The 13,593-nt window shown below is 65.2% G+C and carries 15 protein-coding genes; 12 read left to right on the forward strand and 3 right to left on the reverse strand.

Annotation, left to right across the window (positions count from 1 at the left end; translation table 11 throughout):
• Window positions 1-176: 176 nt before the first annotated feature.
• The 9 genes from LWC34_RS49105 to LWC34_RS49145 all read left to right on the forward strand — a co-directional run bounded on the left by LWC34_RS49105 (window position 177) and on the right by LWC34_RS49145 (window position 8,516).
• A complete protein-coding gene (locus LWC34_RS49105; RefSeq protein ID WP_308200267.1) occupies window positions 177-629 on the forward strand; it encodes an ATP-binding protein in 453 nt (150 codons plus the stop codon).
• Window positions 630-655: 26 nt separating this feature from the next.
• Window positions 656-1,447: an alpha/beta fold hydrolase gene (locus LWC34_RS49110; RefSeq protein ID WP_233732883.1), complete on the forward strand. Its 792-nt coding sequence runs from the start codon at window positions 656-658 to the stop codon at window positions 1,445-1,447.
• Complete coding sequence (locus tag LWC34_RS49115) at window positions 1,447-2,559, forward strand: PP2C family protein-serine/threonine phosphatase (RefSeq protein WP_233734144.1); 1,113 nt, start codon at window positions 1,447-1,449, stop codon at window positions 2,557-2,559. The genes LWC34_RS49110 and LWC34_RS49115 overlap by 1 nt, the downstream gene beginning before the upstream one ends.
• Before the next feature lie 59 nt (window positions 2,560-2,618).
• Window positions 2,619-3,683 (forward strand): sensor histidine kinase, encoded by a 1,065-nt coding sequence (locus tag LWC34_RS49120; protein WP_233732893.1) that lies wholly within the window; start codon window positions 2,619-2,621, stop codon window positions 3,681-3,683.
• Complete coding sequence (locus LWC34_RS49125; protein WP_233732895.1) at window positions 3,683-4,426, forward strand: LytR/AlgR family response regulator transcription factor; 744 nt, start codon at window positions 3,683-3,685, stop codon at window positions 4,424-4,426. The genes LWC34_RS49120 and LWC34_RS49125 overlap by 1 nt, the downstream gene beginning before the upstream one ends.
• Window positions 4,426-4,773, forward strand: a complete 348-nt coding sequence (locus LWC34_RS49130) for a hypothetical protein (protein WP_372496809.1) — start codon at window positions 4,426-4,428, stop codon at window positions 4,771-4,773. The genes LWC34_RS49125 and LWC34_RS49130 overlap by 1 nt, the downstream gene beginning before the upstream one ends.
• Entirely contained in the window at window positions 4,770-6,515 is a 1,746-nt protein-coding gene (locus LWC34_RS49135; protein ID WP_233732896.1) for a sodium/solute symporter, read from the forward strand. Before LWC34_RS49130 ends, LWC34_RS49135 begins: the two co-directional genes overlap by 4 nt.
• 64 nt (window positions 6,516-6,579) lie before the next feature.
• The gene (locus LWC34_RS49140; protein WP_233732898.1) at window positions 6,580-6,924 is read left to right on the forward strand and encodes a DUF485 domain-containing protein; all 345 of its coding nucleotides are present in this window, start codon (window positions 6,580-6,582) and stop codon (window positions 6,922-6,924) included.
• The gene (locus tag LWC34_RS49145; RefSeq protein ID WP_233732900.1) at window positions 6,921-8,516 is read left to right on the forward strand and encodes a monocarboxylic acid transporter; all 1,596 of its coding nucleotides are present in this window, start codon (window positions 6,921-6,923) and stop codon (window positions 8,514-8,516) included. Before LWC34_RS49140 ends, LWC34_RS49145 begins: the two co-directional genes overlap by 4 nt.
• A gap of 230 nt (window positions 8,517-8,746) precedes the next feature.
• Here LWC34_RS49145 and LWC34_RS49150 read toward each other — a convergent pair whose 3' ends face one another.
• On the reverse strand, window positions 8,747-9,145 hold the full coding sequence (locus LWC34_RS49150) for a hypothetical protein (RefSeq protein WP_233732902.1): 399 nt from the start codon (window positions 9,143-9,145) through the stop codon (window positions 8,747-8,749).
• A gap of 66 nt (window positions 9,146-9,211) precedes the next feature.
• Window positions 9,212-9,604 carry a YybH family protein gene (locus LWC34_RS49155; protein WP_233732905.1) on the reverse strand — a complete coding sequence of 131 codons (393 nt, stop codon included), beginning with the start codon at window positions 9,602-9,604 and terminating at the stop codon, window positions 9,212-9,214.
• Between the two features lie 361 nt (window positions 9,605-9,965).
• Between LWC34_RS49155 and LWC34_RS49160 the strand changes: the two genes are divergently transcribed.
• Genes LWC34_RS49160 through pgfA form a run of 3 tightly spaced genes read left to right on the forward strand, consistent with a single transcriptional unit; the run spans window position 9,966 to window position 12,880 of the window.
• Entirely contained in the window at window positions 9,966-10,736 is a 771-nt protein-coding gene (locus tag LWC34_RS49160; RefSeq protein WP_233732906.1) for a glycosyltransferase, read from the forward strand.
• Window positions 10,737-11,897 carry a glycosyltransferase family 4 protein gene (locus LWC34_RS49165; protein ID WP_233732908.1) on the forward strand — a complete coding sequence of 387 codons (1,161 nt, stop codon included), beginning with the start codon at window positions 10,737-10,739 and terminating at the stop codon, window positions 11,895-11,897.
• Entirely contained in the window at window positions 11,882-12,880 is a 999-nt protein-coding gene (gene pgfA, locus LWC34_RS49170) for a cell envelope lipid trafficking protein PgfA (protein ID WP_233732910.1), read from the forward strand. Before LWC34_RS49165 ends, pgfA begins: the two co-directional genes overlap by 16 nt.
• Here the strand turns inward: pgfA and LWC34_RS49175 are convergent.
• Window positions 12,864-13,592 (reverse strand): class I SAM-dependent methyltransferase, encoded by a 729-nt coding sequence (locus LWC34_RS49175; protein ID WP_233732912.1) that lies wholly within the window; start codon window positions 13,590-13,592, stop codon window positions 12,864-12,866. The genes pgfA and LWC34_RS49175 overlap by 17 nt on opposite strands.
• Window position 13,593 lies beyond the last annotated feature (1 nt).

Consider the following 13,593-nt stretch of genomic DNA (forward strand, 5'->3'; position numbering starts at 1 on the left):
CATTTCCTCCCCGCACTCAGGAGTGTCTTCGCCACGGACGCGAGGCCGCCTTCCCAGCTGCCGGCGGCTCTCTCCGGCTCGCGTGAGCCGTGGCTACTCGTCTCCCTCAACGTGTTGCGGGCAAGGATAGGACAAACCGCGCCCGATCAGCATCCGGATTCTGGTTGGCTGGTGACGTGCGCAAAGCACTGATCACCGGCATGTCCGGGACTGGGAAATCGGCGGTTCTGCTGGAGCTGGCGAAGCGCGGACACCGGGTGATCGACACCGACACCGACGAGTGGAGCGAGTGGACGGGCGACAAGACCGACTGGATATGGCGCGCGGACGCCATGCAGGACCTGCTTGATCAACCCGGCAGCCTGGTCGTCGCCGGATGCAAGTCCAACCAGGTCGACTTCTACGACAGCTTCGACCACGTCGTCCTGCTGAGCGCCCCGGCCGAAGTGCTGCTCGACCGGATCGCACAGCGAACCAGCAACCCATACGGCAAGAAACCCGAGGAGCGCGAAGAAATCCTGGGTTACCTGAAAGAGGTCGAGCCACTGCTGAGGGAGGGCGCGACCGTGCAGATCGACGCCTCCCAACCGCTGGATGCCGTGGTCAGCGACGTGGAACGGCTTCTATGACCGAGGGCATGCCAGGATGGTCTCCCATGGACGTACGCACCAGGAACAATATCGTCGTCACCGGTCGTGAAGACGGTCCGATTGTGTTGCTGGCGCACGGTTTCGGCTGCGACCAGAACCTGTGGCGGCTGGTCACCCCCATCCTCGCCGAGCAGTTCCGGGTCGTACTGTTCGACTACGTCGGCTCCGGCAAGTCGGATGTCACCGCGTGGCGTCCGCAGCGGTACTCCACCCTCGATGGGTACACCAAGGACGTGCTGGAAATCTGCCGTCAGCTGGACTTGCGGGACGTCGTCTTCGTCGGGCATTCGGTCAGCGCGATGGTCGGCGTGCTGGCTACGATCGCCGAGCCGCGCAGGTTCGCCAAGCTCATCCTGGTTACACCGTCGCCGCGCTACATCGACGACGGTGACTACCGTGGCGGCTTCAGCCATGCGGACATCGACGAGCTGCTGGAGTCGCTGGAGAGTAACTACCTCGGCTGGTCGGCCACGATGGCGCCGGTGATCATGGGCAATCCGGACCGGCCTGAGCTGGGCAAAGAGCTGGAGAACGCCTTCTGCCAGACCGATCCGGCGATCGCCAGGGTGTTCGCGCGAACCACGTTCCTCGCGGACAACCGTGCTGACCTGGCGAAGGTTTCCGTGCCGACGCTGGCGATCGAATGCGCGCAGGACGTGGTAGCGCCGCGCGAGGTCGGGCGGTACGTCCGCGACCAGATCCCTGGCTGCCAGCTGGTCACGATGGCGGCCACTGGCCACTGTCCGCAGCTGAGCGCACCGCAAGCGACCGCGAAAGCGATAGCTTCCTTCGTGTGATGGTCGAGGACGCCGAGGATCTCTACGAGAACGCGCCATGTGGCTACCTCTCGACAGCGCTCGACGGCACGATCATCAGGATCAACGGCACGCTGCTCGGCTGGCTCGGCTACACGCGCGATGACATCGTCGAGCGCAAGAGCTTCGCTGACCTGCTGAACATCGGCGGCAAGATGTACCACGAGACGCACTTCGCTCCACTCCTGGCGATGCAGGGTTCGATCAGCGGTATCGCGCTGGAGATGCGGGCCGCCGATGGGTCGAAGCTGCCGGTCTTGGTCAGCTCGACCGTCAAGGACGCGAAAGTGATCCGCACGGTCGTGTTCGACGCCCGCGAGCGCCGCTCCTACGAACAAGAGCTGCTCAGGGCACGCAGGCAGGCTGAGAAATTGGCCAGCACGCTGCAGCAGACGCTGTTGCCCCCGTCGATGCCGGACGTGCCGGGACTGGCGATCGCGAGCTACTACCACCCGGCATCGACCGACCAGGTCGGCGGCGACTACTACGACCTGTTCCCGTTGTCCGACGGTCGATGGGGTTTCTTCCTGGGCGACGTGAGCGGCAAAGGCGCGGACGCGGCGGTCGTGACATCGCTGACCAGATACACGATGCGAGCGTCGGCCACGCGCGACCCAGATCCCGTGGCCGTGCTGCGTGAGCTGAACACCGTGCTCAACCGTGAGTTCTTCCGACCGAATCCTCGGTTCAGCACGGTGCTCGCAGGTTTGCTCGTTCCAGACGAAGACGGTTTCGCGGTCACGCTCGCGACCGGCGGTCATCCACCTGCGTTGCTGGTCGGCGCCGACGGCAGCGTCGAATACCAGCACATACCTGGCGGGCAGCTCGTCGGGCCGTTGCGTGACGCCTATTTCGGCAGCATCGAGCTGCGACTCGGACCAGGTGACGCGTTGCTGCTGTACACCGACGGTCTCATCGAGGCGCGCACGGCACGAGGCCGCTACAACGAAGAGGCGTTGCGGGACTACGTCGCGGGCCTCACGGTGACCACGGCGTCAGCACTTGTCGAGGAGCTGACCGAGTTGCTCGCGGGATTCGGCAGTGGTCTCGATGACGACACCGCCCTGCTCGCGCTCAGCGTGCCGACCGGCTGACCGGGCCATTCGACGTAAGATCTCAGGCCTGGTTCGTCGATCGACGCGATGGAGCCGTGATGTCTGTGCTGCCCGGTCAGGAACCCGCCAGGTCCTGGCGGCCCCGGGCCCGGGGTGGACTTGCGACGCTGGGCGTAGCCCGGCGCGTCGCGGCCGACCTCGCCGGTGGGTTGTCCGGCCATCGCGTACGCGCGGCCGCCCGCGGAATCCGCCGCTTGCTCGAGGTCGACGGGGTCGGCCTGGCCGACTTGTCAGGTCGCCTGCTGTGGGTGGGGCAGGCGCCGACTGGAGCGGACGTGCTGTCGCTGGTGGAGAACGTCCTGCACAGCGAGACGAAGGCCGGACGGCTGCCGACCGTGGCGTGGCCGTTGCACTCGCGCGACGAGCTGGCGGGTGTGCTGGTGGTCGCGGGCGCGAGCCGGATGGCGCCGGTGCGGGAGATGGCCGACTGGATCAGCGACGCGCTCGAACGCACCCGGCTGGAGGCGCTTGCCGACCAGGCCGCTCAGTCTGAGCTGCAGAATCTGCGCGCGGAGATCTCACCGCACTTCGTCTACAACGCGCTCACGGTGATCGCGTCGCTGGTGAAGTCCGATCCGGACCGCTCCCGCGAGCTGATGCTGGACTTCGCCGACTACACCCGCTATCACCTCGCCCGGCACGGCGACTACACGACCGTCGCCGACGAGTTTCACGCGATCGAGACCTATTTGGCGTTGCAGCGGGCCGTGCTCGGCGACAGGCTGCGTGTACAGATCCGGGTGGCGCCGGAAGTGCTTGCGGTGGCGATCCCGTATCTGGTGTTGCAGCCGTTGGTGGAAAACGCTGTGCGGCACGGCATCGAGCCGCGGCCGGAGTCGGGGTTGGTGCAGGTGCGGGGCGAAGCCGAGGGGTCGGACTGCGTGATCAGCATTGAGGACGATGGAGTGGGCATGGACCCGGCGAAGGCCGAGCGGATACTGGCCGGGCAAGGCAAATCCGACAGCGTCGGTCTGACCAATGTGGACCGTCGGCTGCGGCACGTCTACGGATCGTGGTTCGGGCTCGTTGTGGAGACCGCGCCGGAGGCCGGAACCCGCGTTGTCGTACGTGTGCCGATGTTCCAGCCAGGGGTGATGCCGTAATGGGGCTGACCGTACTGGCCGTCGACGATGTGCCAGCCGCGCTCGCCGAACTGGTCCGGATGCTCAAGGACGCGCCGGAAGTCGACGAAGTCGTCGGCGCGGCCGATCCGATCACCGCGCTCAAGATGATCCAAAGTGGTCAGTTCGGTGCGGTGTTCTTGGACATTTCCATGCCAGGGATGGACGGGCTCGAACTGGCCGCGCTGCTGCGCAAACTCAGTGAGCCGCCCGCGATCGTGTTCGTGACCGCGCATCAGGAACACGCGGTCGCGGCGTTCGGCATCGGTGCGGTGGACTATCTGCTCAAGCCACTGCGCGCGGAACGGCTCGCGGACACGCTGGCAAGGGTCAACCGGCACGCCGAACCGGCGCCGAAACTGGACGCGATGGCCGCGCTGCCCGTGGAAGCCGCGGGACGTACACACTACATCCGCCGCAGTGATGTGTACTTCGTTGAAGCGCAAGGGGATTACGTCCGGCTCTACACGCGCAACGGATCACATCTGGTCCGGATGCCGATCTCGCGACTTCAGGAGTATTGGGAGAGCGCGGGTTTCCTGCGTGTGCACCGAGGTTTCCTGCTGTCGCTTGGATCGGTGCGTGAACTTCGCAGTGACTCCGCCGGTGGGCTGCTCGCGCACACCGAGGCAGGCGATGTTCCGGTGTCCCGCAGGCATTCCCGCGAGCTGCGCGAGCGCTTGCTTCAGGCCGCGCAGCGCGGCGAATTGGACGGGCGCGCCTGATGCCGCATCGCAGGGTCGCCGTCACCAGTCCACAAACGAGGCTCGCTCACGCGCGCCGACGCTCGCGTGGACGATGGCGATCGCCTGTGCTTGAACCGGCCGATGCCGAACGAGCACAACGGCTTTTCCGGATCCAGCGTCGACGTGCGATGGTCGCGGTTGGCTGGTTGTTCGCGCTGGTTTTGTTGCTGCCCTTGATGTTCTCGCTGTGGCCGCAACTGGATGCCATGCGGTTGTTCGGGATTCCGCTGTCCTGGTTGGCCGTGGTGTTCATTCCGTTCCCAGCGATGGTTTTTCTCGCGATCTGGCAGTTGCGGCGGGCCGAAAAGCCGGAGGACCAAGCGTGATCGCCGCGCTCGCGCTGGCGCCGGTCGTGCTGATCACGCTGCTGATCGGGCTACGCGGGGTCGCGGCGATGCGCACGACGTCGGACTTCCTCGTCGCCTCCCGCCGGGTGTCACCGCTGCTGAACTCGGCCGCGGTGTCGGGGGAGTACCTGTCGGCGGCGTCTTTCCTTGGCGTTGCGGGACTTGTGGTCAAGGACGGGGTCGGCGCGCTGTGGTATCCGGTCGGGTTCACCGCCGGGTATATCGCGATGCTGGCACTGGTCGCCGCGCCCATGCGGCGTTCGGGCGCACTGACCGTGCCGGATTTCGCTGAGGCCAGATTGGCCTCGCCGCCGCTACGCAGATTGGCCGCCGTCGCCATTCTGGTGATAGGTGGTCTATACCTCGTACCCCAGTTCCGGACGGCCGGACTTGTCCTCAGCGTCGTCAGCGGATCGCAATACTGGGTCGGTGTGGTGATCGCGGGCGTCGTGGTCGCGGTGACCCTCGCGCTCGGCGGGATGCGGGCCGCCACATACGTCCAGGCATTCCAATTCTGTCTCAAGCTGGTCCTTTTCATCATTCCGGCGATTTGGCTGCTGCTGCGGGTCGGCCCGGACGTTCGCGAAGAGGCCGTGCACCCGGTGGAATTCACCCACTTCGGCCACGAGACCGAGGTGACCTTCCGGGCATCGGTCACGCTCGAAGTCGCCGAACCGACCACGGTGCGTGACGCGACCAACGCGCAGATCACGTTGCCTGTTGGGGAATTTCAAGTACCAGCGGGCAGCGAGTACACCTTTCCCCAAGGGGCACCGGTTCCCGGCGTCAAAGGGCAGACGCCACCCGGCGGACCAGGCTGGGAACGACCGTTGATCGACCTGCAAGGCGAGGGCTATCCACTGCTGGGCACATGGGCTGTCCTACTGGCCACGATGCTCGGCACGATGGGCCTCCCGCACGTGTTGATGCGCTTCCACACCAGCCCCGACGGCCGCGCGGCGCGCCGGACCGCGGCGCTCACAGTTGTTCTGCTGAGCGCGTTCTACCTCTTTCCCGGCATCTACGGCGTGCTCGGCCGGGTGTTGGTACCGCAGCTGTATCTAACGGGCGCAACCGATACGGCAGTTGTCGCACTACCGTCCCAAGTGGATCACGGAGTGTGGGGAGACGCGTTCACCGCGTTACTGACCGCGGGTGCGTTCGCCGCGTTTTTGGCTACGTCACTGGGTTTGCTTCTTGTCGTGTCCGGCGCGATCTCGCACGACCTGTTGGCAGGAGGCCTTCGGCAGCTGCGGGTCACGGTGTTCCTCGCGGCCGCGGCGGTCGTGCTGCTGGCGCTGCCCGCCGCTCGCCTCGATGCCGGAATCCTTGTCACTTGGGGATTCACGGTCGCGGCGTCCACGTTCAGCCCGCTGCTCGTGCTCGGCATCTGGTGGTCCCGGCTCACCGCACAGGGCGCGATCGCCGGTGTGGCAGTGGGTTTGCTGGCCACGGCTGGCGCGATCGTGATGACGCTGTTCGGGCCGCCGGTGCACGGCTGGCTGGCGATCCTGGTGGCACAGCCAGCGCCATGGTCGGTTCCGCTCGCGTTCGGCACCATGGTCGTGGTCTCCTTGTTCGGCAGGCCGCCGCCGTGGACCACGACCGCCATGCTGCGGCTGCACCTGCGAGAGATGCAGGATCGTGATCCAGGCCACTCGACATTCGGCCAGAGCCGTTCGTCAACCGTTCGTCGCATGGTTCGGCGGTTTGTCCGGTGATCCGTCCGGTGCGCTGATTTCTCCCTAGGGTGTCGCGGAACACATGCCGTGACAGGGAGGTCGCGTGAGTACCGTCGAGCCTGACACCCGGCCGCCAGACGCCCACGATTGGGAACAAGTGCAGGCCAGTCCCGAATTCGCTGACCTACGGCGCAGGTTGCGCCGGTTCGTCTTCCCGATGACCGCGCTGTTCCTCGTCTGGTACCTGGCGTACGTGCTGCTTGCCGACTACGCGCACGGCTTCATGTCCACCAAGGTCTTCGGCAACGTCAACGTGGCCCTGATCCTCGGCCTGCTGCAGTTCGTGTCGACCTTCGCGATCACGATGCTGTACGTCCGCTACGCCAACAAGAAGCTCGACCCGCAGGCGGAGAAGATCCGCAAGGACATCGAAGGGGAGGACGCGTGAACCTCGCCCAGACGGTGTCCGGGTCAAGCCCGGTCCTGAACATCTCGATCTTCGGCGCCTTCGTCGTCGTGACGCTGATCGTGGTGTTCCGTGCCAGCAAGAACTCCCGCACGGCGGCTGACTACTACGCCGCCGGGCGGGCCTTCACCGGACCGCAGAACGGTATCGCGATCTCCGGCGACTACCTGTCGGCGGCGTCGTTCCTCGGCATCGCGGGTGCGATCGCGATCAACGGCTACGACGGATTCCTTTACTCCATCGGCTTCCTGGTCGCGTGGCTGGTGGCTTTGCTGCTGGTCGCCGAGCTTCTGCGCAACACCGGCAAGTACACGATGGGTGACGTGCTGGCGTTCCGCATGCGCCAGCGCCCGGTTCGCGCGGCGGCGGCGACGTCCACACTCGCGGTGTCCTTCTTCTATCTTCTCGCCCAGATGGCCGGCGCGGGCGGTCTGGTCGCGTTGTTGCTGGGCATCACGAGCAAGACCGGGCAGGCCGTGGTGATCGCGGTCGTCGGCGTGATCATGATCGTGTACGTGCTGATCGGCGGCATGAAGGGCACCACGTGGGTGCAGATCATCAAGGCCGCCTTGCTGATCACCGGTGCCGCCGCGATCACCCTGTGGGTGCTCGGCCGATACGGCTTCAACCTCTCGTCGCTGCTGCAGGGCGCGGTCGACAAGGCCGGCGCGGCCGTGCTCGACCCGGGCAAGCAGTACGGCAAGTCTGGTCTGACCCAATTGGACTTCGTGTCGCTGGCATTGGCTCTTGTGCTCGGTACGGCCGGTCTGCCGCACATCCTGATGCGCTTCTACACCGTGCCGACGGCGAAGGAAGCTCGCCGCTCGGTGGTCTGGGCCATTTGGCTGATCGGCATCTTCTACCTGTTCACCCTGGTTCTCGGCTACGGCGCGGGCGCGATCGTCGGTCCGCAGGCGATCAACGCGGCACCGGGCAAGGCGAACTCGGCCGCGCCGCTGCTTGCCCAAGCGCTTGGTGGGCCGGTGTTGCTCGGGTTCATCGCGGCGGTCGCGTTCGCCACGATCCTCGCTGTGGTTGCCGGTCTGACGATCACCGCGTCGGCTTCGTTCGCGCATGACGTGTACGCCAACGTGATCAAGAAGGGCAAGGCCGACCCGGCCAACGAGGTCAAGGTCGCCAGGATCACCGCGCTGGTGATCGGTGCGGTCGCGATCATCGGTGGCATCTTCGCGAACGGCCAGAACATCGCGTTCCTGGTCGCACTGGCGTTCGCGGTGGCCGCGTCGGCGAACCTGCCGACGATCCTGTACTCGCTGTTCTGGAAGCGGTTCAACACGCAGGGCGCGTTGTGGAGCATCTACGGTGGTCTCGCGGTCTGCCTGATCCTGATCGTGTTCTCGCCCGCGGTGTCCGGCAGCGCCTCTGCGATGTTCCCGACCGCGGACTTCGACTGGTTCCCGCTGTCCAACCCGGGCATCGTGTCGATTCCGGTTTCGTTCATTCTCGGCTGGCTCGGCACGATCCTGTCCAAGGAGCGTGACGACGCCAAGTACGCCGAGATGGAGGTGCGGGCGCTGACCGGCGCGGGTGCCGAGAAGGCCGTCGCTCATTAGGAAGTCACAGTGCCTGACCACCAGGGGTGGGGGTTGGGGACTGGGGAGGGAGGGCCGTCCGTTCGCGGGCGGCCCTCTCGGTGTTTGTGCGGCAACGGTGGACACGGTGTGTCGGAATGGTGGACACGGTGTGCTGGAACGGTGGACACGGTGTGCTGGAACGGTGGACACGGTGTGTCGGAACGGTGGACACGGCGGGCTGTGGCTTCCCGTTGGCCTTCGGCCTGGGTTTAGCCGAAGGAAAAGACGATGCCGGTGTGGCCGTCCGGGACCGGCTCGCGGCCTCGGCCTCGGATCGGCGTTCCGGCGGGGAAGAATTCGATCCACAGGAAGGGCAGGCCGTCCGGCGGCTCGAACGTCAGCGACCGCTTCCGGCCGTTGATGATCACCTGGTGCTCGCCATAGCCCGCTCTGGCGGCCGCCTCCAGCAACTGCTCGACCGTCTCTTCCTCGGTGCCCTGGCGAAGCGCGGTGATGCCACGCCCGGGCGCGACCATCCTGCCGCCGTAGCGGCGGTCCTTGAGCACGGTGCCTTGCCGCGCGTCAAGCGCCTTGACGACCGGACGGATCCGTCGCCACGTGGCACGCTTCTGCCAGCCAGTGACGACGAGATCCTTCATGAGGCCCATGGGGCACAGTATTCATCAGGCCGGGGCCATGTCAGCGGTGCCGAACGTCGTGTCGTCGCACTGTATTCATGAGGCTGGGTTCAAGTCGGCCGTGCCGAACGGGTTGTCGATCACGTACCGCCAGCGGCCGTCCTCGCCGAGCCGCGCGACGTCCGTCGCCGTGCCCTTCAGGTCGATGTCGCAGCCCTCGGGTGTCGTGCCCTGGATGGACCAGTCCACGATGATGAGGGCCACGTCACCGGCCACATAGATGTGCCGGACGTCGGCTTGCATCGGCAAGCCGAAGGCGAGCAGGTGTTTCTGGGCTGCTCTGCGGTCGTCGCCGGTCATCGGCTGGCCCGGTGCGGGTACAAGCAGGCCGTGCTCGTCGAAGATCTCGTCGATCGCCGCGGCGTCGCCACGGTTGAACGCGTCCACAAAGGACTCGATTACGCGTTGTATGTCATGAACTGCCGTCATGACTCCGACAGCATATTCATCGTTCACATAGCCCGCTCCAAATAGGCCTGTCCAAGCCTGTGCAAGACAGCTCCGCACGGTGACACGCGGCTGGACAAAGTATGTATGTGGCCTTTGTTCGCGGGAACAGTACGGGCGGTCTTGTTAGCCCTTATGGGCCAATTTCACAGGTCTGGACGGGCGAGCGCGGCGGCTTACTTAAGTAGCCTGAAATAGGTGTGACGTGGATCACAGCTGCGTTCTATTTCATGAGAACTACCGTTGGGTAACTTCGTGGCCCTGCGATCTGCCTCACGTTCACGGGAGGACTCTTGCAACGCCTCGCCGGTTTAGCTATGCCAAAATCAGGAGTCGCAACGTCATGACACTGCTTTCCATTGTCGTGCCGGTGCGTAATGAGGAGTCCCGGCTGCCGAACACGTTGCGTGGCCTGACCAAAGCTCTGGCCGGTATCACCAAGAGTGCCGAGATTGTCGTTGTCGACAATGCGAGCACTGATGGCAGCGTTGACATTGTCCGTAGGTACCAATCGGGAGCGGTTCCAATCCGTCTGGTGCACTGCGCGCAGCTTGGAAAAGGCGCGGCGGTGCGAGCGGGAGTACTTGGCACGGACAGTGCGTACGTGGGTTTCTGCGACGCGGACCTGGCGACCGACATGGCGGCATTGGAGCCGACGCTGGTGCAGCTCGGCGCGGGCGTGAACGTGGTGGTCGGCTCGCGGGCACACCCGAGCTCGATCGTGAACGCGAGACACAGCATCGTGCGGCAGACGGGTGCGTGGGTGTTTCGCCGAGTGGCAAACGGTTTCGTCCCTGGCGTCGCCGACACCCAGTGTGGTTACAAGTTCTTCGACCGGGCGACGGCCAACGCGGTGTTCCGGCCGTTGCGTACCTTCGGTTTCGCGTTCGACGTCGAGCTTTTGGCGCGGGCGCAACAGATCGGCGCGGTGATCTTCGAACTGCCGGTGCGCTGGCAGGACGTGGCCGGTTCGACGTTCCACCCGCTGCGTGACGGCTACCGGAGCTTCTCCGCGCTGGCGCGGATGCGTTCGATATTGGCCAAGCAGAACGAAATCGAGCTCGACCTGGACGAGGTCCGTCCGGTCACGACACCGATCGCGGAGGTGGCCTGAGTGGTACCACCGCTCAACGATGCGCGAGTGGTGTTGGTGAACTGGCGGGACCGTGGGCATCCGCTGGCGGGAGGCGCCGAGGAATACGCCGCACGAATGGCCGACGCGATGACCGCTGCCGGCGCTACAGTCACGTTCCTTACCGCGCGCGGCAAGGGACAGGACGCGGGCGACGCCACGACGGTCCGCCGCGGTAGCCGGTGGACTGTCTACTTTTGGGCTTTGTTGTGGTTGTTCCGTAACCGAAGGCGCATCGACGTTGTCGTGGACTGTCAGAACGGCATCCCGTTCTTCAGTCCTTTGGTGGTTTCCCGGCGTACCAAGGTCGTGCTTGTCATGCATCACGTGCACGACAAGCAGTTCGACGTGCACTTCCCGCCGTGGCTGGCCAAATTCGGGCGCTGGCTTGAAGGTCCTGCCGCGCGCTGGGTGTACCGGCGCGCGACGACCGTTGCGGTGTCCGAGTCCACTGTGCGGGCGATGCGTGAGCGCCTCGCGTGGCGTGGGCCGATCTCGGTGGTGCACAACGGAATGGATCAACCCGCCGACGCTGAGTCAGAGCGCTCGGTGCATCCGTCGATCGTCTGCCTCGGCAGATTGGTCACACACAAGCGAGTCGACCGGCTGATCGACATCGTCGGCGGCATGCTGGCGGACTGGCCGACGCTGCGCTTGCACATAATCGGTACAGGGCCTGAAGAAGAAGCGCTGCGTATGTTGGCCGCGCGGTTCGGCGACGCCGTTGTGGTGCACGGGTTCGTCGACGATGACAAGAAAAGCGCATTACTGCGGGATTCCTGGCTCAACGTCACGTTGTCCGACGGCGAGGGTTGGGGCCTCGCCGTGATCGAGGCCGCGGCGCACGGATTGCCGACGGTATGCCGTCGGGTTGACGGGCTGTCTGACTCGGTGCGGCACGGTGAAACCGGCTGGCTCGTAGATGACGATATCTCCGGTGCGCTGCACGACGCGTTGATGCTGTTGACCCGTCCGAACGAAGCGGAGATCGTCGCGAAGGCGTGCCGGGATTGGGCCGCGCGGTTCGATTGGGTCTCGAGCGGACATCGATTCGTGGCCGTGGTCACGGATCTGCTTTACAGTTCAAATCCGGGCCGTGCCAACGGTCCAGCTTCCCAGGAGGACCTGTGCGACGCGCGTTGAGCCTGATACTCATCGGCCTAGGTGTGTTCTGTATCGCCGGTGGTTTGCTGTTGCGCTTCTACGCGTACGGGCAACTGGCCAAGATTCCCCAAGATCCGGACACCACGTCGACAGCGCAGGGCACCGGCGTGACGGCGCTTGTCTACGTCCCGCAGCCAAGCGGCCCGGCGAAACCGGAGATCCGGCAGAACCTCAGCCTCACGTCGACGACGAAGGTCACGGGCGATCTGCGCGCACCGGAGTCGAAGAAGAACGGCGACACCGTGACGTGGATCGAAGCCAGCATGGTCACGGAAGACCAGGGCAAACTCGTTGTCAACGGCAGCGTCCGCACGCTGTGCCTCGACCGGTTCACCGGGGAAGCCGTCGCGCCATGCACGAACGGGTATCTGGAGAAGGAAAAGGGCAAGAAGATCACGGCCAGCGGATCGGTCGCGCAGTTCCCCGGGTACAACTTCAAACTCCCGTTCGGCACTGAGAAAGAGACGTACAAGTGGTACGACTCGACCCTGGAGAAGCCCGCTGACGCGCGGTTCGATGGCGAGGAGCAGATCAACGGCGTCGACGTGTACCGGTTCCGGCAGAAGATTCCGGTCAGCCAGGTAGCGACGCGTCAGGTGCCTGGATCGCTGATCGGCAGGCCGGAAACGCCGACCGTGGACGCAGGGCTGTTCTATGAAGTCGACCGGACACTGTGGATCGAGCCCGTCACCGGCGCGATGATCAAGCTGCGTCAGTGGAGCAAGCAGGAGCTGCGCACCGCGGACCAGGGACCTGGCCAGGGCACGACCGTGTTCGACGGCACGATGGAGCTCAACCCTGAGTCTGTGGCCAACAACGTCAACAAAGCGAACGAGAACATCTCGAAACTGTGGCTGCTGACCGGGCTGCCGGTGATCCTGTACATCGTTGGCGCAGTGGCGCTGATCGCCGGGATCGTGCTGCTGCTGACCGGAAGGTCGCGCTCTAGGCACACTTTCTGAGGACCAGCACCAGGTTCCAGGAAGCGACTTCACGCAGAACGGGAACGCGCACGATCCACGTCGCCCACGACGGGTGATAGCGGGGGAGTGCGCGTTCCAGCGTGGCGTCCGGGTGATTACGGGCCCACTGCAGAGATTCGGCGATGGAAACGGCGAAAAGGCTTTCGCCGAACGCGTTCTTGGGCGGATGGCCGTTCTTCTGCTGGAACCGGCGCCGCGCGTAATGCCCGCCGAGGAAGTGCCATGGCGAGGTTTCGTGGCCGCCCCAAGGGGAAAACCACGGCGTGAACGACAGGAACACGGTTCCGCCCGGCTTGGTGACGCGCACCATCTCGTCGAGCATCTTGCGCGGCTTGTCCACGTGCTCCAGCACGTTGGAGGAGTAACAGACATCGACCGAGCCGGTGCGCACCGGAAGTTCCGTGCCACTGGCCCGAATCATGCCGGGTGTGTACTCGCCGCGCGCGGACAGCTCGCCGACATCAGGGTCAAGGCCGAGGTAGTAGGCACCGGCCGCGCGGAACGCGTCGGAGAAATATCCTGGCCCACCACCGACATCCAGCAGCGTGCGCCCTTGCAGCGAGGCGAACTGCGAGACCTGGCGGACCGAATCGTCGGCCAGCAGGCGATAGAACGTGTCGCGATCAGTCTGTTCGTTGCGGAATGCCTTGAACAGGCGGACAGAACGGTCCAGCGTCGCGCTGTACGGCACG

The organism is Kibdelosporangium philippinense, from assembly GCF_021390435.2.
Taxonomy (GTDB): domain Bacteria; phylum Actinomycetota; class Actinomycetes; order Mycobacteriales; family Pseudonocardiaceae; genus Kibdelosporangium; species Kibdelosporangium philippinense.